At 63.7% G+C, this 21,476-nt stretch carries 21 protein-coding genes and 2 riboswitches; of the genes, 9 read left to right on the top strand and 12 right to left on the bottom strand.

All coding sequences use genetic code 11. The annotated features are described in order from the left end of the window. Positions 1-37: 37 nt before the first annotated feature. The 8 genes from ACGYK4_RS07935 to pcaF all read right to left on the bottom strand — a co-directional run bounded on the left by ACGYK4_RS07935 (position 38) and on the right by pcaF (position 7,808). Positions 38-817 carry a PaaX family transcriptional regulator C-terminal domain-containing protein gene (locus ACGYK4_RS07935; protein WP_394455909.1) on the bottom strand — a complete coding sequence of 260 codons (780 nt, stop codon included), beginning with the start codon at positions 815-817 and terminating at the stop codon, positions 38-40. Then, positions 807-2,831 (bottom strand): phenylacetic acid degradation bifunctional protein PaaZ, encoded by a 2,025-nt coding sequence (paaZ, locus tag ACGYK4_RS07940; RefSeq protein ID WP_394455911.1) that lies wholly within the window; start codon positions 2,829-2,831, stop codon positions 807-809. Before paaZ ends, ACGYK4_RS07935 begins: the two co-directional genes overlap by 11 nt. 10 nt (positions 2,832-2,841) lie before the next feature. Next, positions 2,842-3,906, bottom strand: a complete 1,065-nt coding sequence (locus ACGYK4_RS07945; RefSeq protein WP_394430489.1) for a 2Fe-2S iron-sulfur cluster-binding protein — start codon at positions 3,904-3,906, stop codon at positions 2,842-2,844. A 7-nt stretch (positions 3,907-3,913) separates the two neighbouring features. Continuing rightward, positions 3,914-4,411: a 1,2-phenylacetyl-CoA epoxidase subunit PaaD gene (gene paaD / locus ACGYK4_RS07950; protein WP_394455913.1), complete on the bottom strand. Its 498-nt coding sequence runs from the start codon at positions 4,409-4,411 to the stop codon at positions 3,914-3,916. A 65-nt stretch (positions 4,412-4,476) separates the two neighbouring features. After that, complete coding sequence (paaC, locus tag ACGYK4_RS07955; protein ID WP_394430572.1) at positions 4,477-5,199, bottom strand: 1,2-phenylacetyl-CoA epoxidase subunit PaaC; 723 nt, start codon at positions 5,197-5,199, stop codon at positions 4,477-4,479. A 32-nt stretch (positions 5,200-5,231) separates the two neighbouring features. Continuing rightward, positions 5,232-5,576, bottom strand: coding sequence for a 1,2-phenylacetyl-CoA epoxidase subunit PaaB (gene paaB / locus ACGYK4_RS07960; protein WP_259983744.1), 345 nt, complete (start codon positions 5,574-5,576; stop codon positions 5,232-5,234). Positions 5,577-5,581: 5 nt separating this feature from the next. Beyond that, entirely contained in the window at positions 5,582-6,574 is a 993-nt protein-coding gene (paaA, locus tag ACGYK4_RS07965) for a 1,2-phenylacetyl-CoA epoxidase subunit PaaA (protein WP_394430494.1), read from the bottom strand. Positions 6,575-6,602: 28 nt separating this feature from the next. Beyond that, positions 6,603-7,808, bottom strand: coding sequence for a 3-oxoadipyl-CoA thiolase (pcaF, locus tag ACGYK4_RS07970; RefSeq protein WP_394455915.1), 1,206 nt, complete (start codon positions 7,806-7,808; stop codon positions 6,603-6,605). A gap of 206 nt (positions 7,809-8,014) precedes the next feature. Between pcaF and ACGYK4_RS07975 the strand changes: the two genes are divergently transcribed. After that, the gene (locus ACGYK4_RS07975; RefSeq protein WP_394430498.1) at positions 8,015-9,562 is read left to right on the top strand and encodes an alkaline phosphatase D family protein; all 1,548 of its coding nucleotides are present in this window, start codon (positions 8,015-8,017) and stop codon (positions 9,560-9,562) included. A 57-nt stretch (positions 9,563-9,619) separates the two neighbouring features. Here ACGYK4_RS07975 and cobO read toward each other — a convergent pair whose 3' ends face one another. From cobO to aroC, 3 genes are all read right to left on the bottom strand, one after another. Further along, positions 9,620-10,225 carry a cob(I)yrinic acid a,c-diamide adenosyltransferase gene (cobO, locus tag ACGYK4_RS07980; RefSeq protein WP_394455917.1) on the bottom strand — a complete coding sequence of 202 codons (606 nt, stop codon included), beginning with the start codon at positions 10,223-10,225 and terminating at the stop codon, positions 9,620-9,622. Positions 10,226-10,295: 70 nt separating this feature from the next. Further along, positions 10,296-11,234, bottom strand: coding sequence for a DMT family transporter (locus tag ACGYK4_RS07985; protein WP_394455918.1), 939 nt, complete (start codon positions 11,232-11,234; stop codon positions 10,296-10,298). A gap of 10 nt (positions 11,235-11,244) precedes the next feature. Beyond that, complete coding sequence (gene aroC / locus ACGYK4_RS07990) at positions 11,245-12,354, bottom strand: chorismate synthase (RefSeq protein WP_394455920.1); 1,110 nt, start codon at positions 12,352-12,354, stop codon at positions 11,245-11,247. 92 nt (positions 12,355-12,446) lie between these two features. Then, positions 12,447-12,548: riboswitch (TPP riboswitch) on the top strand. A 34-nt stretch (positions 12,549-12,582) separates the two neighbouring features. On the opposite strand from aroC, the gene thiB reads away from it, so the two are divergent. The 3 genes from thiB to ACGYK4_RS08005 are packed head-to-tail and all read left to right on the top strand — an operon-like array spanning position 12,583 to position 15,771. After that, positions 12,583-13,560 (top strand): thiamine ABC transporter substrate binding subunit, encoded by a 978-nt coding sequence (gene thiB, locus ACGYK4_RS07995; protein WP_394455921.1) that lies wholly within the window; start codon positions 12,583-12,585, stop codon positions 13,558-13,560. Next, positions 13,536-15,092 (top strand): thiamine/thiamine pyrophosphate ABC transporter permease ThiP, encoded by a 1,557-nt coding sequence (locus ACGYK4_RS08000; RefSeq protein ID WP_394430504.1) that lies wholly within the window; start codon positions 13,536-13,538, stop codon positions 15,090-15,092. The genes thiB and ACGYK4_RS08000 overlap by 25 nt, the downstream gene beginning before the upstream one ends. Further along, on the top strand, positions 15,079-15,771 hold the full coding sequence (locus tag ACGYK4_RS08005; RefSeq protein ID WP_394430506.1) for an ATP-binding cassette domain-containing protein: 693 nt from the start codon (positions 15,079-15,081) through the stop codon (positions 15,769-15,771). Before ACGYK4_RS08000 ends, ACGYK4_RS08005 begins: the two co-directional genes overlap by 14 nt. Here ACGYK4_RS08005 and ACGYK4_RS08010 read toward each other — a convergent pair. After that, positions 15,768-16,250 carry a 6,7-dimethyl-8-ribityllumazine synthase gene (locus ACGYK4_RS08010; RefSeq protein ID WP_394455922.1) on the bottom strand — a complete coding sequence of 161 codons (483 nt, stop codon included), beginning with the start codon at positions 16,248-16,250 and terminating at the stop codon, positions 15,768-15,770. The two genes, ACGYK4_RS08005 and ACGYK4_RS08010, sit on opposite strands and share 4 nt — an antisense overlap. Before the next feature lie 77 nt (positions 16,251-16,327). After that, positions 16,328-16,467: riboswitch (FMN riboswitch) on the bottom strand. A 58-nt stretch (positions 16,468-16,525) separates the two neighbouring features. Here ACGYK4_RS08010 and ACGYK4_RS08015 point away from each other — a divergent pair. The 5 genes from ACGYK4_RS08015 to ACGYK4_RS08035 all read left to right on the top strand — a co-directional run bounded on the left by ACGYK4_RS08015 (position 16,526) and on the right by ACGYK4_RS08035 (position 21,325). Beyond that, entirely contained in the window at positions 16,526-17,140 is a 615-nt protein-coding gene (locus ACGYK4_RS08015; protein ID WP_394455923.1) for an FMN-binding negative transcriptional regulator, read from the top strand. 60 nt (positions 17,141-17,200) lie between these two features. Further along, positions 17,201-17,809: a glutathione S-transferase gene (locus ACGYK4_RS08020; RefSeq protein ID WP_394455925.1), complete on the top strand. Its 609-nt coding sequence runs from the start codon at positions 17,201-17,203 to the stop codon at positions 17,807-17,809. Positions 17,810-17,999: 190 nt separating this feature from the next. Continuing rightward, on the top strand, positions 18,000-18,560 hold the full coding sequence (petA, locus tag ACGYK4_RS08025) for a ubiquinol-cytochrome c reductase iron-sulfur subunit (RefSeq protein ID WP_271688723.1): 561 nt from the start codon (positions 18,000-18,002) through the stop codon (positions 18,558-18,560). A gap of 15 nt (positions 18,561-18,575) precedes the next feature. Next, positions 18,576-19,919: a cytochrome b gene (petB, locus tag ACGYK4_RS08030; RefSeq protein ID WP_394455926.1), complete on the top strand. Its 1,344-nt coding sequence runs from the start codon at positions 18,576-18,578 to the stop codon at positions 19,917-19,919. 11 nt (positions 19,920-19,930) lie between these two features. Next, positions 19,931-21,325, top strand: a complete 1,395-nt coding sequence (locus ACGYK4_RS08035) for a cytochrome c1 (protein ID WP_394455927.1) — start codon at positions 19,931-19,933, stop codon at positions 21,323-21,325. Positions 21,326-21,476 lie beyond the last annotated feature (151 nt).

The following is a 21,476-nucleotide window of genomic DNA, read 5'->3' on the forward strand; positions in this document are numbered from 1 at the left end:
GCTTGTCCGGCATGGGAAAGCAGGGCTTTGCGCCGCGTCAGGCGGTGGCCAGATCCTGCAGTGCGGGGCGCGGGTAGCGGCGCAGAAGGCGGTCGACCAGCAGATGGCAGCGGTAGCCGGGCCATTCGGGGCGGATCAGCCCGCCGGGCAGGGCGGGATGCTTTAGCACCAATCGCCGCCAATTGTGCACGATCAGGCAGCGCAAGACCGCGACGTCCAAGGGGGTGAGTTGCTCTGGCGCGGGAAGCTCGGCATCCAAGGCCGTAAGCGCGGCCAAGAGTGCTTCATAGTCATCCTCAAGCTCGGCGGGTTCCACTGCGCGGCGCAGCCACTCGGGCGGTGGCGTGCCGGGCAGGGCAAGGCAACCCTTCGGGGCTGCGCTCTCGGCGCGCCCGACATAGGCGCGGGGCAGGGCGGCGATGAACCCCGCCTCTCGCAAGGCGCTGTCGGTCTCGCGCCCGTTCTCCTCGGTCACGACCATCTGCCAAGGCTCCGTCAGGTCCGGGGGCGCGGCGTAGATGCGCGGACTGGCAGCAGCGCTTTCCGCGCGGCCTTGGGCGGTCAGGCTGTGCTGGCTAATCCGCCCCACCTTTTGCGACTGTAGCCAGCCGTCATTGCGCAGCCGGTGCAGCGCCACGCGGCTTGCCTCGGGCCGCACGTCGAGCGCGGCCATGATCTGCGACAGCACCGGCCCGTCGATCGCGTCGCCCTGTCCCTGTGCCAGATCGCCGAAGAGGCTGACCATCAGCGACCAGACCCGCTGACCGCCAAGGCCAGCGAGCGCCGCGACGACCGAGGGGGCGTGGTCAGACGGCATTCATCGTCAGCAGGTCGTATTCTGCGACCGCCTCCTCGCGCTGGTTGGTGAGGGTCACATGCCAGCGCACCTCGCCATATTCCTCGTTGCGCGGGGTCTTGTGCTTGACCGAAAGCCGCACCTTGATGCTGTCGCCAGCCGAAACCGGTTCGAGAAACCGCAGGTTGTCTAGGCCGGTGTTGGCCAGAACCGGGCCGGGATCGGGCTGCACGAAGAGCCCGGCAGCGAAGCTTAGCAGAAGGTAGCCATGCGCCACGCGCCCCGGGAAGAACGGATTTGCGGCGGCGGCTTGGTCGTCCATGTGCGCATAGAAGGTGTCGCCAGTGAAATGGGCGAAGGTCTCGATATCTTCCAGCGTCACTTCGCGGCTGGGGGAATGGAAGGTCTCGCCCAGATCCAACTCGGTGAAGCGGCGGGTGAAAGGATGGGCGCGGTCGGTGACTTCCTCGGCTCCCGGCACCCATTGTTTGCCGATGGCCGTCAGGATGTCGGGGCTGCCCTGCACAGCGGTGCGCTGCATGTAATGCATCACGCCGCGCACGCCGCCCAGCTCTTCACCGCCGCCCGCGCGGCCCGGTCCGCCGTGCACCATATGCGGCAGCGGAGAGCCATGACCCGTCGCCTCGCCCATCGACTTGCGGTTGTTGAAATAAAGCCGTCCGTGGAAGGCCGCGGAGCCCATCGTCAACTCGCGCGCGACCTCGCCGTCGTTGGTGATGATCGACGCCACCAGCGAGCCTTGGCCGCGATTGAGAAGCCGCGTCGCATGGGCCAGATCGCGGTAGGGCATGAGGGTGGAGACGGGGCCGAAAGCCTCGGTGTCATGGACGCGCTCGGCGGCATCGGGATCGGCGCAGTGGAACAGCATCGGCGGCAGAAAGGCGCCCTTGTCGCGGTCGGCGCCCTTCACGGTGAAGTTGTCGGGGTCGCCGAAAACGCGCTCGGCTTCGGCGCTCAGCAGCCCGACTTTTTCCAATACGTCGCGTTTCTGGCTGCCCGAGACCAGCGCGCCCATGCGCGTGTCCTCGGCCCGCGGATCGCCGATGGTGGTCTTGGCGAGGCGTTCGGACAGCGCCGAGATCACCGCGTCGATCTGCGCTTGCGGCACCATGATGCGGCGAATGGCGGTGCATTTCTGCCCCGCCTTGGCCGTCATCTCGCGCTGCACTTCCTTCACGAAAAGGTCGAACTCCGGCGTGCCCGGCACGGCATCGGGGCCGAGGACGGAAGCATTCAGGCTGTCTTGTTCAGAGGTGAAGCGCACAGAATTTTCCATGAGCTTCGGATTGCCACGGAGCTTCAGCGCCGTGTCGGCGGAGCCGGTGAAGGCCACGGCATCCTGACAACCAAGCAGGTCGAGCATGTCGCCCAAGCCACCGCTCACGAATTGCAAAGCACCCTTCGGCAGCAGCCCGCTGTCCAGCATCAGCCGCACGCAATGCTCGGTGACATAGCAGGTGGCGGTGGCCGGTTTCACGATCGCGGGAACGCCGGCCAGCAGGGTCGGCGCGAGTTTTTCGAGCATGCCCCAGACCGGGAAGTTGAAGGCGTTGATATGCACCGCGACGCCCTGCAGCGGGGTGCAGATGTGCCGCCCCATGAACTGCCCCTCGCGGCCCAGTTGCTCGGGCGCGCCATCGAGGTAGACATGGGCGTCCGGCATCTCGCGCCGGCCCTTGGAGGCGAAGACCAGCATCGTGCCGATTCCGCCATCCACGTCGATCTTGTGGTCCGAGAGCGTGGCCCCGGTGTCGTAGCTCAGATCATAAAGCGCCTGTTTGTGCTCCATCAAATGCAGCGCCAGCGCCTTCAGCATGCGCGCGCGGTCGTGGAAGGTCATGGCGCGCAGGGCAGGGCCGCCATGCTCGCGGGCAAAGCCCAGCATGGCGGCCGCGTCCAGCGCGTCGTTGCCCGCCTGCGCGATCACCTCGCCGGTAATGGCGCTGGCAATGTTGCGGGCGCCGGCCCCGGGGGCCAGCCATTCGCCGGCGGCGTAACTGTGGATATCGCGCATGTCGGCTCCTTCAGTGGGTGTCGTAGTCGATGGTGAGTTTGTCGCTCAGCGGGTAGCTCTGGCAGGTCAGCACATAGCCGCGTTCGACTTCGTAATCCTCCAGCGCGTGGTTCGAGATCATCTCGACTTCGCCTTCCAGCACCTTGCCCATGCAGGTCGAACAGACCCCGGCCTTGCAGGAGAACGGCGCCTCCTGCCCGTTCTCCAGCGCCGCTTCGAGGACCGACTGCCCCTTCTGCATAGTGAAGCTGCGCCGCGCGCCGTCGATGATGACGGTGATCTCGGTGCCCTTCTGGCCCTCGCTGCGCTTGGCCATTTCCTGTTTCGCCAGACGGCCCTGCTGGCTTTCGCTGAACAATTCGAACTTGATCTGCTCGTCGGTCAGCCCATTGGTCTTCAGCGCCTCAGCGATGGCCAGCATCATCGGCTCCGGCCCGCAGATGAAGGCGGTGTCGATGTTGTCGATCTGAATCCAATGCTTGAACAGCGCGTTGCATTTGTCCTGATCGACGCGGCCCTCGAAAAGCTTCATGTCCTGACCGGATTCGAGGATATGGATCACCGTCAGGCGGCCCATGTAGCGGTTCTTGAGGTCTTCGAGTTCCTCGCGGAACATGATCGTGTTCACCGCGCGGTTGGCATAGACCAGTGTGAAGGTCGACTGCGGCTCGCGCTTCAGCACCGTCTTCAGGATCGACAGCACCGGGGTGATGCCCGAACCGCCCGCAAAGCCGAGGTAGTTCTTGGCCACCTCCGGTTCGATCGGGGTGAAGAACTTGCCCTGCGGCGGCATGGCGTGCAGCACGTCGCCGACCTTGAGCTCTGTATTGGCATAGGTCGAGAAGGCCCCGCCATCGACGCGTTTGATGCCGACCTTCAGCTCGCCGTCGTCGAGCCCCGCGCAGATCGAGTAGTTGCGGCGCAGCTCAGTGCCGTCGAAATCCTGCTTGAAGGTCAGGTACTGGCCTTGGGTAAAGGCAAAGGCCTCGGGGTCTTCCGGCTTTAGCGTCAGTACCACCGCGTCGCGGATGGTGTGGTGAATGTCGGTGACGGTGAGAGGGTGGAACTGGCTCATCGGGGCCTCAGATACATTTGAAATAGTCAAAGGGTTCGCGGCAGTCGCAGCATCGCCATTGCGCCTTGCAGGGGGTCGAGCCGAACTGGCTGATCCGCTCCACCGCTTTCGATTTGCAATGCGGGCAATGCTGCGGCCCGCCTGCGGGGCGGGGCGGCGCGATGCCATAGGCTTCGAGCTTGGCGCGGCCGGTGTCGCACATCCACTCGGTGGTCCAGGGCGGGGAAAGTTGGCGTTTAAGCTTTAGATTCTCGATGCCGTGGTCGCGCAGCGCCGTCTCGATATCGAGGTTGATGATGCTGGTCGCGGGGCAGCCCGAATAGGTCGGCGTGATGGTCACGATCAAGGTTTCGCCCTCCCAAGCGACATCGCGGATAATGCCGAGATCGGTGAGCGAGATCGCCGGGATCTCGGGGTCCGGAATGGCCGACAGCCAAGCCCAAACAGTCTCTAACGAGGGTTTTTGCCCGCCCCCCACATGGTTGCGCCGGGCGGGCGGGCGCACCACCCCCGGCACCGGCGCAGGGGCCGGCCGGCTGTGGGGGGCCGGCCGGCTGTGGGGGGCCGGTTTCACCATGTGGCGTCCGGGTAGGCGCGTTGCAGCCATTGCATCTGGGTCAGCATATGGCCCAGATGTTCACTGTGCCGCGCGCCGGTCTTCCCGCCTCGATGGGCAAAGTCGTCCTCGGGCTTACGCAGGGTTGCCGCCGCCAACGTGTCGCCCACCAACTGGTCATAGCCTGCTCGCAGGCTCTCAGGCTCGGGCGCGATGCCCGCCTCGGCCATCGCCGCATCGACGTCGTCGCCGATGAACATCTCGCCCACGTAGGGCCAGAGCAGATCGAGGGCCGCCTGCATGCGCCGGTGGCTTTCCTCGGTTCCGTCGCCAAGGCCGATCACCGTGTCTGAAGAGCGTTCGAGGTGGTAGGTGACCTCTTTCGCCGATTTCTCAGCGATGGCGGCGATTTCCTTGTCGCTGGAATCGATCAGCGCGGTCAGTTGCGCCAAATGCCAGGCGTCGAACAGGAACTGCCGCATCATGGTCTGGCCGAAATCGCCGTTGGGCTGTTCGACGAGCAGGACATTGCGGAAATCCCAGACATCGCGGTGAAAGGCGAGCTTGTCGGCATCGCGGCCTTCGCCCTCGACCTCGCCCGCCAGACCCAGCCAAAGCTGGGTCTGGCCGATCAGGTCGAGCGCCACGTTCGCCAGCGCGATGTCTTCCTCCAACACCGGGGCCACGCCGCACCATTCCGAAACGCGGTGCCCGAGCACCAGCGCGTTGTCACCCATGCGACAGAGGAATTCGAACTTGGGATCGGTGCTCACATCGCCCCCACTTCGTCGGGAATGTCGTAGAAGGTCGGGTGGCGGTAGACCTTGTCGTTCGCGGGCTCATAGAGCGCGCCCTTCTCCTCGGGCGAGGAGGCGGCGATGGCGCTGGCTTCGACCGCCCAGATGCTCACGCCTTCGTTGCGGCGGGTATAGACGTCGCGGGCGTTCTTGATCGCCATTTCCGCATCGGCCGCATGCAGGCTGCCGACATGGCGGTGGCTCAAACCGTGCTGGCCCCGGATGAAGATCTCCCACAGGGGCCATTCGGTGGCGCGCGCCTTGCCGTGGGGCGCGGCCTCGGTGCCGTCGTATTCGCTGGATTCAGGGCTGCTCATGTCGCTTACTCCGCTGCCATTTGTCTGCTGCGCTTTTTCTCGGCGTGGGCCAGAAGCCCCTCGCGCACCCAACGGCCTTCCTCCCAGGCCTTGTTGCGCGCCGCCAGCCGTTCGGTGTTGCAGGGGCCATTGCCCTTGAGCACCTGATAGAACTCTTCCCAGTCCGGTTCGGCGAAATCGTAGTGGCCGGTCTCCTCGTTGAACTTGAGGGTCTCGTCGGGGATCGTGAGGCCGAGGTATTCCGCCTGCGGCACCGTCTCATCGACGAACTTCTGACGCAGCTCGTCATTGGTGTTCATCTTGATCTTCCACGCCATCGATTGCGCGGAATGGACCGAATCCTTGTCCGAAGGGCCGAACATCATCAGCGCCGGGAACCAGAAGCGGTTAAGCGCGTCTTGCGCCATCTTGCGCTGCGCGGGGGTGCCGTTGGCCATCTTCATCATGATGTCGAAGCCCTGACGCTGGTGGAAGGATTCCTCCTTACAGATACGCACCATGGCGCGGGCGTAGGGGCCGTAAGAGGTCCGCTGCAGCGGCACCTGGTTCATGATCGCGGCACCGTCGACCAACCAGCCCACGGCGCCCATGTCTGCCCATGTCAGGGTCGGATAGTTGAAGATCGAGGAATACTTCATCTTCCCGGACAGCAGATCGCGGGTCATCTGGTCGCGGGTCACGCCCAGCGTTTCCGCCGCGCAGTAGAGGTAGAGGCCGTGGCCGGCCTCGTCCTGCACTTTTGCGAGAAGGATCGCCTTGCGCTCCAATGTGGGCGCGCGGGTGATCCAGTTGCCCTCGGGCAGCTGGCCGACGATCTCGGAATGCGCATGCTGTCCGATCTGGCGGATCAGGTTCTTGCGATAGCCCTCGGGCATCCAGTCCTTCGGCTCGATCTTGCCGCCCGCGTCGATGCGTTCCTGAAAGGCGCGCTCTTCGGGGTCCATCTCGTCAAGGGATTTGACGCCCTTGCCGGTGGATTTGATCATCTGTGCATACATCGGTCCGTTCCTTTCGAGGAAAGAAGTGTCAGCCAGCGTTTTCGAGGATCAGGGCGACGCCCTGACCCACGCCCACACACATGGTACATAGCGCGTATTTGCCGCCTGTCCGCTTGAGCTGCAGCGCCGCGGTCATCACCAGACGCGCGCCGGACATGCCAAGCGGGTGGCCGATTGCGATGGCGCCGCCGTTGGCGTTCACATGGGGCGCGTCATCCGGCACGCCAAGAGCGCGCAGGGTGGCGAGGCCCTGGCTCGCGAAGGCTTCGTTGAGTTCGATCACGTCCATCTGCTCGATCGTGAGACCCGCGCGGTCCAGTACCTTGCGCACGGCAGGGATCGGGCCGATGCCCATGACGCGCGGTTCAACGCCTGCAGCAGACATCGCCACGAAGCGGGCGATGGGGGTCAGGCCGTGGTCCTTCACGCCCGCTTCCGAAGCCAACAGCATCGCTGCCGCGCCGTCGTTCACGCCCGAGGCATTGCCGGCAGTAACAGTGAGATCCGCGCCGTTGATGCCGCGCAGCTTGCCGAGTTTTTCCAACGTGGTGCCAGGGCGGGGGTGTTCGTCGCTGTCGACGACGATATCCTCGCCCTTGCGCTGCGGAATGGTGACCGGGGCGATCTCCTCGGCAAAGATGCCTCTCTCGGCGGCGGCGGCATAGCGTTCCTGGCTGCGTGCCGCGAAGGCGTCCTGATCTTCGCGCGAAACGTCGTAGTCTGCGGCGACGTTGTCGGCGGTTTCCGGCATGGAATCCACGCCGAACTGCGCCTTCATCTTCGGGTTCACGAAGCGCCAGCCGATGGTCGTGTCATAGACGGCATTGTTGCGCGAAAAGGCGGTCTCGGCCTTGGGCATGACGAAGGGCGCGCGCGACATGCTCTCGATCCCGCCGGCGATGGCGAGGTCCATGTCGCCCGCGCGGATCGCCCGGGCGGCGGCGCCGACGGCGTCCATGCCGCTGGCGCAGAGACGGTTGATCGTGGCACCCGGCACATCGACCGGCAGACCGGCCAATAGCGACGCCATGCGTGCCACGTTGCGGTTGTCCTCGCCCGCCTGATTGGCGCAGCCCATGATCACGTCATCGACCCGCGCCCAATCGACGGAAGGGTTCCGCTCCATCAGCGCCTTCAACGGTACGGCGGCCAGATCATCGGCGCGAACCGAAGAGAGGGCGCCGCCGTAACGGCCAATGGGGGTGCGCTGCGCGTCGCAGATGAATGCCTGCATGGGGGTCTCCTGTTGTTGCACCGCAATCTACACATCGGGGCGATTCGGTTCAATAAAAATGTTACGGAATGAAATTAGAGGGTCGATTTTGGTAACACGTCACCGCCCTGTCACCAAAGCTTTGCCAAAGAGTCACGCATTCGTCGGCCATCTGTCACGCGCCGGGGGTTCTGTGCTGCCATCGCCACCCTCAGAGGAAGCTCAAGATGACCAAACTGATCCGCCCGACCCGCCGTGCTGTGCTGGCGGGCTCCACCGCCTTTGCCGCAAGCCTTGCCATGCCCAGCCTCAGCCGTGCGGCCTCGCGCCCGGTGTTTACCCATGGGGTGCAATCGGGCGATGTCGACACGCAGTCCGGCATGATCTGGACCCGTACCGACCGCCCGGCACGGGTGCAGGTCGAAATCTCCACCACCGAAAGCTTTGCCAACGCGCGCCAGCTTGCGCCGATGAATGCGTTGCCGAACCACGATCTGGCGGTGAAACGTCTGGTCGAAGGGCTGCCCTCGGATCAGGATATCTTTTACCGCTTCACCGCCGCCGATCTGAGCGACATCAACGCCACCTCCGAGCCGATCATCGGCCAGTTCCGCACCGCGCCCACCGCGCGCCGCGACGTGCGCTTTGCTTGGTCCGGTGACACCGCCGGTCAGGGCTGGGGCATCGACGATGAGGGCATGCGCACCTATGCGACCATGGCCAAACACCGCCCCGACTTCTTCCTGCATTCCGGTGACACCATCTATGCCGATGGCCCGCTTGAGGATGAGGTGCAGCTTGACGATGGCGCGATGTGGAAGAACACCACCATCATCGACGAGAAGCGCAAGGTGGCCGAGACGCTGGACGAATACCGCGGCCAGTGGAAATACAACCTGATGGACGCCCATGTGCGTGAGATGAACGCCCATGTGCCGACCTTCATGCAATGGGACGACCATGAAGTCGTGAACAACTGGTCCTCCTCGCGCAGCCTGATGGAAGACGACCGCTATAGCGAGAAGTCGATCCATGTCCTCGCCGCGCGCGCTTCGCAGGCCTTCCATGAGATGACCCCGCTGCGCATCACTCCTGCCGAGCCGGGCCGGGTCTATCGCAAGATCAACTACGGTCCGATGCTGGATGTCTTCTTCCTCGACCTGCGCAGCTACCGGGGGCCGAACAGCGAGAACATGCAGACCGAGATGTCGCAGGCCACCGATATCCTCGGGGCCGAGCAGATGGCATGGCTCAAGCGGGAGCTGACCAATTCGGCGGCCACGTGGAAGGTCATCGCCTGCGACATGCCCATCGGTCTGGTCGTCGGCGGCGGGGCCGAGGCGGTTGCCAATGGCGACAATGGTGCCACCAAGGGCCGCGAGCAAGAGATTGCAGGGCTGCTGCGTTTCATCAAGACCGCGCAGGTCGACAACGTGGTCTGGTTCACGGCGGATGTGCATTACACCGCCGCGCATTACTACAATCCCGACAAGGCGCAGTTTCAGGACTTTGACCCGTTTTGGGAGTTCGTCTCGGGCCCGCTGCACGCGGGCACCTTTGGTCCGAACGAGTTGGACGGTACCTTTGGCCCCGAGTTGAAATACGTCAAAGCACCGGAAGAGGGTCAGGTGAACCTGCCGCCTTCTGCTGGTCTGCAATTCTTTGGGTTGGTCGATATCGACGCCAAGACCCAGCAGATGAAAGTGCGCCTGATGGACCGTGCCGATACGGAGCTTTATTCGGTGACGCTCGACCCTAAAGGGGCGGCGATCTAAGCGCCCTCCGCTTGGCACAGTGAGAGGATCGCCCGGATGCGGGCGATCCTTTTCGTTTCAGTAGTCGACGCCGCGCTGTGCTTTGATGCCCGCTTTGAACGGGTGTTTAACCTCGGACATTTCGGTCACCAGATCGGCATAGTCGCAAAGCTCGGGCCGGGCGTCGCGGCCTGTCAGCACCACGGCTGTGCGCTTGTCGCGGGCATCCAGCCCGGCGATCACATCTTCGATCTTGAGGTATTCATAGCGGATGGCGATGTTGATCTCATCCATCACCACAAGGTCATAGTCCCCGCTCTCCATCATCTCGCGCGCCTTGCCGAATGCGGCCTCGGCGGCGGCGATGTCGCGGTTGCGGTCTTGGGTGTCCCAAGTGAAGCCTTCGCCCATCGTGTGCCATATCACCTCGTCCAGCCGTTCAAAGAACAATCGTTCGCCGGTTTTCCATTTGCCCTTGATGAACTGCACCACGCCGACGCGCTGCTTCCAGCCAAGCGCACGCACCACGACGCCGAAGGCGGAAGAGGATTTGCCCTTGCCCGGGCCGGTATGGACCAGCACCAGACCCTTGTCCGGGTCTTGCAACTCGGCCACCTTGGCGCGCTGTTCGGCCTGACGCTGCTGCATCTTTTCCTTGTGATCTTTCGGATCCGCGTCGCTCATCGGTCATCTCCTCTATCCGGTTTTGGGGCACCATAGGGAGAGGCCGGGCCGGGCGAAAGCCCGCATTCGATCACGCTTTGGGATCGGTGACAGACCGCGCCTTGCCCCGTTCCATTCCCAACTGCCGCTCGCGCCAGATCACCAGCGCGCCCGCGCTGATCACCAACGCCGCGCCGGCCAGCATCATCACCGTGGGCAGTTCGGCAAAGAAGACATAGCCCAGCAAAATGGCGAAAAGCATTGAGGTGTAGTCATAGGGTGCCAGCATCGAGGCCGAGCCAAAGCGATAGGCCGAGGTGATCAGGATCTGCGCCACCCCGCCGATCAACCCGGCGAGGACCAGCAGGACAAAGGTTTGCAGATCGGGGATGACCCAGCCGAAGGGCAAAGTGCAAAGCGCCAGCAGGGAGGCGGTGCAAGAGAAGTAGAAGACGATCGCGGCGGTGTCTTCGTTCTGCACCAATTGACGAATGTGGATCTGCACGAGGCTGCGCACCATTGTCGCCATCAGGATCAGCAACGCGCCGATGGTGGCTGTCTGCTCCATCGTGCCGATGCTGGTGAAACGCGGCCAGAGGATGATCATCACCCCCACCAACCCGATCGCCACAGCACTCACGCGGATCAGTCGGATTTTTTCGCCCAGCAACACGGCGGCGAGGATGACGGTGAAAATCGGTGTGGCAAAGCCAATGGCCGTGACCTCGGGCAGGGGCAGCAGGCCGAGGCCGGTGAAGGTCAGCCCCATCGCCGTGGTGCCGAACAGCCCGCGCCAGACATGGCCCATCGGGTTTTGCGTCTTCAGCCCGCTTTTCAATTTGCCGCGCTGCGCCAGCCAGATCAGGATCACTGGAATGGCAAAGAAGGAGCGGAAGAAGACCGACTCTCCCGCGGGAACCTCGTCGGCCAGCGATTTGATGATCGCGGACATGCAGGTGAAAAGCAGGATCGCCGTGATTTTCAGTCCGACACCAAGGGCGGGGCGGGCGGAGAAATCATCGACTTTCATGCTTTGATCCTCACGCCTCGGGGCCAATTATGCCGCGGTTCTGGCCAATCTGTCCGCGATGCAGCAGCAGGTGATCCAGCAGCACGCAGGCCATCATCGCCTCGCCCACCGGCACCGCGCGGATGCCGACGCAGGGATCGTGGCGGCCCTTGGTGATGATCTCAGTCTCTTCGCCCTGTTTCGTGATCGTGCGCCGCGTGGTCAGGATGCTGGAGGTCGGCTTCACCGCGAAGCGCAGCACCACATCCTGCCCGGTGCTGATCCCGCCCAAGATGCCGCCCGCGTGGTTCGAGGAATATTCCGGCCCATCGGGTCCCATGGTGATCTCATCGGCATTCAATTCGCCGGTCAGCATCGCAGCCGACATGCCCTCGCCGATCTCCACGCCCTTGACGGCATTGATGCTCATCATCGCGGCGGCCAGATCGGTGTCGAGCTTGCCATAGACCGGCGCGCCGAGGCCCGCAGGCACGCCGCGCGCCGTGACTTCGATGATCGCGCCGACGCTGCTGCCCGATTTGCGCAGCCCGTCGAGGTAGTCGGCCCAGTCCGCCGCCGCCTTGGCATCCGGCACCCAAAAGGGGTTTTGGTCGATCTGGTCCCAATCGAACGCCTTGCGGTCGATCTTATGCGGCCCCATCTGCACCATATAGCCGGTGATCTGAAGCTTTGGGGCCAGCGCCTTGATCGCCTCCCGTGCCAGACCGCCCGCCGCCACCCGCGCGGCGGTCTCCCGGGCCGAGGAACGGCCACCCCCGCGATAGTCGCGGATGCCGTATTTTTGGAAATAGGTGATGTCGGCGTGACCGGGGCGAAACTTGTCCTTGATGTCGCCGTAGTCTTTCGAGCGTTGATCGGTGTTCTCGATCATCAACTGGATCGGCGTGCCGGTGGTGACCCCTTCAAAGGTGCCCGACAGGATCCGCACCTCATCCGCTTCGCGCCGCTGAGTGGTGTATTTGTTCTGGCCCGGTTTGCGCTTGTCGAGCCACTGCTGGATCATGCCCTCGTCAATCGGCACGCCGGGAGGGCAGCCGTCGATGGTCGCCCCAAGGGCGGGCCCGTGGCTCTCGCCCCATGTGGTGACCCGGTAAAGATGGCCAAAGCTGTTGATCGACATGGGCGGACCTCCTGTTGTCAAACCCTTAGCCGGGGCAGCGCCCTGCCTCAAGGGGATTTGCCTTGCCAATTGTGTGGGGGGCATCTACCCCTGACGCTACCTCGGGGGGCCTTTGGGCTGAGATGTGCATGCTGTGCGGACCCGTTGAACCTGAACCGGTTAACACCGGCGGAGGGAAGGTCAGGACAAACATCCACCTTTTACCTTTCGCCGCAAAAGGAGGATGCGATGAAGTATCTTACACTTGCTGCGGGCGTCATGGGCGCATCGGCCGCATGGGCCGAGACGCCTGAACTGACGGTCTATACCTACGACAGTTTCGTCACCGAATGGGGGCCGGGCCCGGCCATCGAAGAGGGGTTCGAGGCCGAATGCGGCTGCGATCTGAAATTCGTTGGCATGGGCGATGGCGCGGCCTTGCTGGCGCGGCTCAAGCTTGAAGGCGCACGGTCGGACGCGGATATCGTGCTGGGGCTGGACACCAGCCTCGTCGCCGCCGCGAAAGAGACCGATCTGTTTGGGCCGAGCGGGTTGCAGGCCGACTATGACCTGCCGATCACTTGGGAAGACGAAGTTTTCGTGCCCTATGACTGGGGCTATTTCGCCTTTGTTCACGGCACCGATCTGGACGCGCCCGGTAGTTTCAAAGCGCTGGCCGAGAGCGATCTGAAAATCGTGATCCAAGACCCGCGCTCTTCGACGCCCGGTTTGGGGCTGCTGATGTGGGTCAAAGCGGCCTATGGCGATGAGGCGCCCGAGGTTTGGACGGGACTGGCCGACAATGTCGTGACCGTGACAAAGGGTTGGTCCGAAGCCTATGGCCTCTTCCTTGAAGGCGAGGCTGACATGGTGCTGAGCTACACCACTTCCCCCGCTTATCACCTGATCGCGGAGGAGGACGACAGCAAGACCGCAGCGCTGTTCGACGAAGGCCACTACATGCAGATCGAAGTGGCGGGGAAGCTTGCCGGGTCGGATCAGCCGGAACTGGGGGATCGGTTCTTGCAATACCTCGTCTCTGATGCCGCGCAATCGGTGCTGCCGACGACCAACTGGATGTATCCCGCCGTGACGCCCGAAGGCGGTCTGCCCGCAGGGTTCGAGGGCATGATCCAGCCCGGCAAGGCGCTGTTGGTGCCGAACGACGAGGTCCCCGCGCTCCGTGAGGAGGCTTTGGACGAATGGCTGACCGCGCTGTCGCGTTAAGCGGCAAGACGGGGCTTTTCGCCGCCGCGCTGGTCGCAGGGCTGATCCTTGCCGCTTTGGTCGCCGTCTTCGCGGCGGCCGATGTGGGCGCAGGGCTTGGCCCGGCGGATTGGGCGGCGGTGCGGTTTACCGCGACACAGGCGGTCTGGTCGGCAGTGCTGTCTGTGCTGCTGGCCGTGCCGGTGGCGCGGGCGCTGGCGCGGCGGCGGTTTTGGGGGCGCGGCGCGCTGATCACGCTGCTGGGCGCGCCCTTCATTCTGCCGGTGATCGTGGCGGTGCTGGGGCTGCTGACGGTCTTTGGCCGCTCGGGCGTGCTCAACCAATTTGGCGCGGCTCTTGGCCTGCCGCCGGTGTCGATCTACGGGCTGCATGGTGTGGTACTGGCGCATGTCTTCTTTAACCTGCCGCTGGCGACGCGGCTTTTGCTGCAAGGCTGGCAGAGCATCCCTTCTGAGCGGTTTCGGCTTGCTGGGCAGCTGCAGATGACGCCGCGTGCGTTGTTTCTGGCGCTGGAATGGCCGATGCTGCGGCAGGTGCTGCCCGGCGTGGCGGCGCTGATTTTCGTGATTTGCCTGACCAGTTTCGCCGTGGCGCTGACGCTGGGCGGTGGGCCGCGGGCGACGACGATTGAATTGGCGATCTATCAGGCCTTTCGGTTTGACTTTGATCTGGGGCGTGCCGCGCTTCTGTCCGTGGTGCAGCTTGTTCTGGCTGGCGCAGCGGCGGTGGCGGCGCTTTGGCTGATCCCGCCGATCAGCTTGGGCGGCGGGTTGGACCGCCCCCTGCGCCGCTGGGATGCGCGGGGGGGCGTGCAGCGGGCGTTGGACGGGTTGGTGATCGCGCTCGCCGCGCTGTTTTTGCTGCTGCCGCTGGGCGCCGTGGTGCTGCGCGGGCTGGCGGGGATCGCGGAACTGCCTGCCTCGGTCTGGCAGGCCACCGGGAATAGCATTCTGGTGGCGGGGTTGAGTGTGGCGGTGCTGGCCCTGCTGGCGCTGCCGATGGCAGGCTGGATCGCCACCCGGCGGCGCGGCGGGGTGGAGGCGATTGGCCTGATGGGGCTTGCGGCCTCTCCGCTGATGATTGGCACGGGGTGGTTCATCCTGATCAACCCTGTGCTCGACCCGGCACGGCTGAGCCTGCCGGTCACCGCCTTGGTCAACGCGCTGATGGCGCTGCCCTTCGTGCTGCGCATTCTGGTGCCGCGCCTGCGCGAGACCTTGCAGGATTATGGCCCCCTGACCCAAACCCTCGGCATGACAGGTTGGGCGCTGTGGCGGCTGCTGGTCCTGCCGCGTCTGCGCCCGCAATTGGGCTTTGCCGCCGGGCTGACGGGGGCGCTGTCGGTGGGGGATCTCGGCGTGATCGCGCTTTTCGCCGATCAGGAACGTGCGACGCTGCCCTTGCAGATGTATCGTCTGATGGGCGCCTACCGGATGGAGGCCGCGGCGGGCGCAGCGCTGCTTTTGCTGGTCTTGGCGCTGGCGGTGTTTTTCATCTGCGACAAATGGGGGCGCTGGCATGCTGACGCTTGAAGACATGCGCATTGAGCGGGGCGAGTTCTCCCTCGTGGCCGATATGACACTGGCGCAGGGGCGCAACTACGCGGTGATCGGCCCCTCCGGGTCGGGCAAGTCGACCCTGCTGGCGGCAATCTGTGGGTTCGTGCCGGTGGCGGCGGGGCGGTTGTTGCGGGAGGGGGAGGAGATCACGGATCAACATCCCGGCCAGCGCGGCATGACGATGCTGTTTCAGGACAACAACCTATTCCCGCATCTCACCGTGCGGCAGAACGTCGGCCTTGGCCTGCGCCCCGACCTGCGGCTGAAAGCGGCGGATCGAGAGGCGGTCGATGCCGCCCTCGCGCGGGTGGGGCTCAGCGATCACGCCGCCAAACGCCCCGGCGCGCTGTCGGGCGGGCAGCAAAGCCGCGTGGCGCTGGCGCGGGTGCTGGTGCAGGCGCGGCCTTGGGTGCTGTTGGATGAGCCCTTTGCCGCGCTCGGCCCGGCGCTTCGGGTCGAGATGCTGGATTTGGTCCAAGACCTCGCCCGTGAGACCGGCGCGGGGCTGATCATGGTGACCCATGCCCCCGATGACGTGCGCCGCATCGCGGATGAGGTCATCTTTGTCGAAGGCGGGCGCGCACATGCGCCGGGACCGGCGGCGGAATTGCTCGACAACCCGCCCCCGGCCTTGCGCGCCTATCTCGGCTAGGCGGCGGAAATTTTTGAAATTTTCGCGCCGATTTCTTTTGAAGAAAACGTCTCCAGCGCTTGGGTCATGCCAAGGGCGGCCTGCGCGGCCTCGCGGCCCTTGGTGACGAAATGATCGCGGTAGATCGCGTTGTGATGATCCGTTTCCTGATAGTGGTGCGGCGTGAGCGAGACCGACAGCACCGGCAGATCGCAGTCGAGCCCCACGCGCATCAGCCCATCGACCACCGCCTGCGCCACGAAGTCATGCCGGTAAATGCCGCCATCCACCACGAAGGCCGCGCAGATCACGGCGTCGTAGCGCCCGGTCTTGGCCAGACGCTGCGCCATGAGCGGCAGTTCAAAGGCACCGGGAACGGCAAAGCTGTCCACCTGCGCGGCGTCGATAACTTCGGTAAACCCGTCATAGGCGCGGTCGACGATATCCGCATGCCAGCTTGCACGCACAAAGGCGAAACGGGCGGAACGTTCTTGTGTCATGGTGATCTCCTTTAGGTTCAGACACGTCCACCCAAGGCGATCACGCGCAAAGACCGAGGCTTCGCCCCCGTCCTTGTTCGCATTCTCTTTCATCCGGACTGTGACCGTCGGCTCTGGAGTTGCACCAGATCTGCTGACACCTTCGAAAAGGCCGCTCGCGGGCTTGCGGAGACCGCTTACCGCCGGTGGGGAATTTCGCCCCGCCCTGAGAATGATGTCAGGTTGCCAAGTTGCGCAAGGCTCTGCAATACCAAAAGAAACGCATAGGAGGCACCATGCACCCCAATCCGATCTACCGCAAAGAGGGCCGCGACCGGAACCTTGCCTTTGCCCGTGACACCGGCTTTGGCGTGTTGGCGATAAACGCCGACGAGGGGCCGTTGATGGCGCATGTGCCGTTTATCTTGAACGAAGCCGGGGATTTGGCTGCGTTGCATCTGGTGCGCTCAAACCCCATCGCGCGGGCGCTGAAAACCCCGCAGCCGGTGCGTTTGGCGGTAACGGGGGCCGACAGCTATGTCTCGCCCGACTGGTACGGGATCGAGGATCAGGTGCCGACATGGAACTATGTAGCCGTGCATCTGACCGGCACGCTCGCGCTGCGCCCGGCAGAGGAACTGCCCGATCTGCTGGCACGGCAATCGGCGATCTACGAGGCGCGGCTGGCCCCAAAGACCCCGTGGAAGATGGACAAGATGACCCCCGAGGCGCGGGACAAGATGCTGCGGATGATCGTGCCTTGCCAGTTCCGCGTCACCGGGATCGACGGCACATGGAAGCTGGGCCAGAACAAGGATGCGGCCGTGCGTCTCGCGGCGGCGGAGCAGATGGCGGCGCATGGGGTCGGCACGGATCCGGCAGTGATGGCGGCCCTGATGCGCGGGGTGTGATCGCCGTTGCGTCCGGCGCGGCGCCGTTGAATAGTGCGGGCAACCAAGGGGGGACTTCACGTGAAACTATTTTATTCTCCAACCTCGCCCTATGTCCGCAAGGTCATGGTACTGCTGCATGAGACCAGCCAGCTAGACGATGTCGCGCTGGAGCCGACTTCGGGCACGCCGCTGGCCCCGGCCGAAGGCTTTGCCGCGCGCAACCCGCTGACCAAAGTCCCCGCGCTGGAGCGGCCGGACGGCTGCACACTTTATGACAGCCGGGTGATCTGCGCCTATTTGGATGACCGCGCCGGGGCGGGGCTTTACCCCCAAGGCACAAGCAGGTGGGACACTTTGACGCTGGAGGCCACGGCGGATGGGATGCTCGATGCCGCGCTTGCCATGGTCTATGAGGGCAAGCTGCGCCCCGAAGACAAACGTATGTCCGAATGGGTTGAAGCCCAATGGGGCAAGGTTGAGCGGGCCTGTAAAACACTGAACAATCAATGGGCTGCACATTTGGCCGGGCCGTTGGACATGGGGCAAATCGCGGTTGGTTGTGCCTTGGGGTATATCGATTTTCGCCATGGCGCGCGGGATTGGCGGGCCGGAAACCCTGATCTGGCGGCATGGTTCGATGCCTTTGATTCGCGTCCCGCGATGACCCATACCGCGCCGCCGCAGTAAGCGTGCCGTAATGATATTGCCACAATCGCGGTATTTTTGCCGCGTTGTGGCGCGGTTGATCCAAGATGCGCGGCTTTGACATCTGGACGGGCGCGGTCCATCCCGGTAGATAGCGGCGAGAAGTCAGGTGGCAAGGTGACGCCACCCCTATGTCTGTCGGCCAAAGTTGGCCAAGAATTGGAGTAAACCCGTGTCCCAAGCAGAAGAACACGCAGGCACCCGGAGGGATTTCCTGTATTACGCGACAGCCGGTACAGGTGCCGTCGCCGTTGGTGCCGCCGTCTGGCCGCTGGTCAACCAGATGAACCCCTCTGCCGACGTAAAGGCGCTGTCGTCCATTCGTGTGGATGTGTCCGGCGTCGAAGTCGGGACGCAGCTGACCGTGAAATGGCTGGGCAAGCCGGTGTTCATTCGCCGCCGCACCGAGGCCGAGATCGAAGAGGCAAGCGCTGTTGACGTGTCCAGCCTGCCTGACCCCATCGCGCAGAACGCCAACCTGGGCGGCGACGTGCCCGCCACGGATGCCAACCGCGCCTTGGACGAAAGCGGCGAGTGGCTGGTTCAGATGGGCGTTTGCACACACCTCGGCTGCGTGCCCTTGGGTGATGCTGGCGACTTTGGCGGCTGGTTCTGCCCCTGCCACGGGTCGCACTACGATACCGCGGGCCGCATCCGTAAAGGGCCGGCTCCGCGCAACTTGCCGGTGCCTGTCGCCGAATTCGTGGACGAGTCCACGATCAAACTGGGTTAAGGGAGCGGAAGAGAGATGTCTGGAATTCCTCACGACCATTACGAGCCGAATTCGAACGGCGAAAAGTGGCTGCACCGCCGCCTTCCCATCGTTGGCCTGTTGTACGACACATTGATGATCCCCACGCCCAAGAACCTGAACTGGATGTGGATCTGGGGCATCGTGCTGACTTTCTGTCTGGCACTGCAGATCATCACCGGCATCGTTCTGGTGATGCACTACACGCCGCATGTCGATCTGGCCTTCTCGTCGGTTGAGCACATCATGCGCAACGTGAACGGCGGCTATATGATCCGCTATCTGCATATGAACGGCGCGTCGCTGTTCTTTATCGCGGTCTATGCGCATATTTTCCGTGGTCTCTACTACGGGTCCTACAAAGCCCCGCGTGAGATCACATGGATCATCGGCATGTTGATCTATCTGCTGATGATGGCCACCGGCTTTATGGGCTACGTTCTGCCTTGGGGTCAGATGTCCTTCTGGGGCGCTACGGTTATTACCGGCCTCTTCGGTGCGATCCCCTTCGTGGGCGAAGGTCTGCAGACCTTCCTACTCGGCGGACCTGCCGTTGATAACGCGACGCTGAACCGCTTCTTCTCGCTGCACTACCTGCTGCCCTTCGTGATTGCGGGCCTTGTGGTTCTCCACATCTGGGCCTTCCACACGACCGGCAATAACAACCCCACCGGGGTCGAAGTGCGCCGCACCTCGAAGGAAGACGCCAAGAAAGACACGCTGCCGTTCTGGCCCTACTTCGTGATCAAGGACTTGTTCGCGCTGGCCGTGATCCTGACGCTGTTCTTCGCGGTTGTTGGCTTCATGCCGAACTATCTGGGCCACCCGGACAACTACATCGAAGCCAACGCTCTGGCGACGCCTGCACACATCGTGCCGGAATGGTACTTCCTGCCTTTCTACGCGATCCTGCGGGCCTTCACCTCTGAGGTTTGGGTTGTGCAGATCGCGTCCTTCGTGACCGGTGGCATCATCGACGCCAAGTTCTTCGGCGTGCTGGCGATGTTCGGTGCGATTGCCGTGATGGCGCTGGTGCCATGGCTGGACACATCCTCTGTACGTTCGGGCCGGTATCGTCCGATGTTCAAATGGTGGTTCGCCCTCTTGGTGATCGACTTCTTCGCCCTGATGTGGCTGGGTGCGATGCCCGCAGAAGAGCCCTATGCGAGCTTCTCACTGATCGCTTCGGCCTATTGGTTCGCCTACTTCCTCGTGATCCTGCCCCTCTTGGGCGTGATCGAGAAGCCGCTGGCGCAGCCTGAAACCATCGAAGCCGACTTTGACGCGCATTACGCGCCGAAGGCAGGCGGCACCAAGACGCTTGTGAACCCGGCGGAATAAGGATCATGACCATGATGAAGACCAACCTCCTTTCTGCCGTGGTAACTCTGGGCCTTGCCCTGCCGGGGACGGCGGTGCTGGCGCAGGACACAGCGACAGAAGAAGAACTGCTAACAACTCCGGCGGAAACGCCGGAGGCCGAAGCCGAAACCGCGCCTGCTGAAGCGCCAGCGGCGGAAGAGGCACCTGCTGAAACTGACGCGCCCGCAGCCGAACCCGAGGTCGACGCGGCCCCGGCTGACGAACCCGCGGTTGAGGCAGCCCCTGCTGAGGACACCGCAACCGAAGAGGCACCTGCTGCCGAGGCTCCGGTTGATGACGCACCAACTGAAGAGGCGACAACCGAAGAAGCTCCGGCTGAAACGGCGCCTGCCGAGGAAGCACCAGTAGCGGAAGAGGCCCCGGCCGAAGAAACCGCCACTGAGGATGCTGCCACCGAGGAAGCGCCCGAAGAGGTTTCTGCCGAAGACGCCGAAGAAGCGCCTGCCGAGGAAGTCGAAGCCACGGACGAAGCGCAATCGACAGCCGAGGAAAACGCTGAAAACGAAGTGATCGCCGAAGACGATGTTGCCGGTCAGGCGCATAGTGATGACCCCAACGTGGGTGTCATGGAAGCGGAAGACCACGGCGAGGAAACTGCCGCTGAAGATCACGCCGGTGACGACGATCAGGGTGACGATTCCCACGCCACACCGCATATCGACAACATCGATTTCTCTTTCGATGGTCCGTTCGGCGGTTACGACGTAAACCAGCTCCAGCGCGGTCTGCAGATCTACACCGAGGTTTGCGCGGCCTGCCACGGTCTGGAGTATGTCGCGATGCGGACATTGTCGGACGAAACCGGTCCGAACATGCCCGAAGAGCAGGTGATCGAATACGCCAAAGGCTATGACGTCTATGACGCCGAGCTGGACGACACCCGCCCCGGCACCCCGGTTGACCACTTCCCCGGCTCCAACCTGCCGAACGCACCTGACCTCTCGCTGATGGCCAAGAAACGCGCCGCGTTCCACGGCCCCTACGGTTTGGGCATCAACCAGTTCCTCAAAGGGATCGGCGGGCCGGAGTATATCACAGCGCTTCTGACCAGCTACACCGGCGAAGAGAAAGAGCAAGCGGGCACGGTTCTCTATGAGAACACCGTTTTCCCGGGCGGCTGGATCGCCATGGCGCCCCCGCTTTCGGATGAGCTGGTCGAGTTCGCGGATGAGCATGCCAACGACGTGCAGCACATGGCCGAGGACGTCTCTGCCTTCCTGATGTGGACCGCCGAGCCGAAGCTGGGCGCACGCAAACAAGCTGGCTTTGCCGGGGTTGTTCTGCTGGGTCTGCTCTCGGTCCTGCTCTATCTGACCAACAAGAAGCTCTGGGCGCCGGTCAAGAACCGCCGTAAGGACGGCTGATCGGGCCACGGCTTTTGGAAATGAGAAGGGCGCCGGGAAACCGGCGCCCTTTTTTGTGGCCATGCGTTATGATGGCGGCCATTGGACCTAGAACCTCTCAACAGGTTCCGCCCGGTGGCACAGCGGGCATCGCCCTCCCTCCCCCCGGAGG

The sequence above is a fragment of the Sulfitobacter sp. 1A13368 genome (assembly GCF_043557275.1).
Taxonomy (GTDB): Bacteria; Pseudomonadota; Alphaproteobacteria; order Rhodobacterales; family Rhodobacteraceae; genus Sulfitobacter; species Sulfitobacter faviae.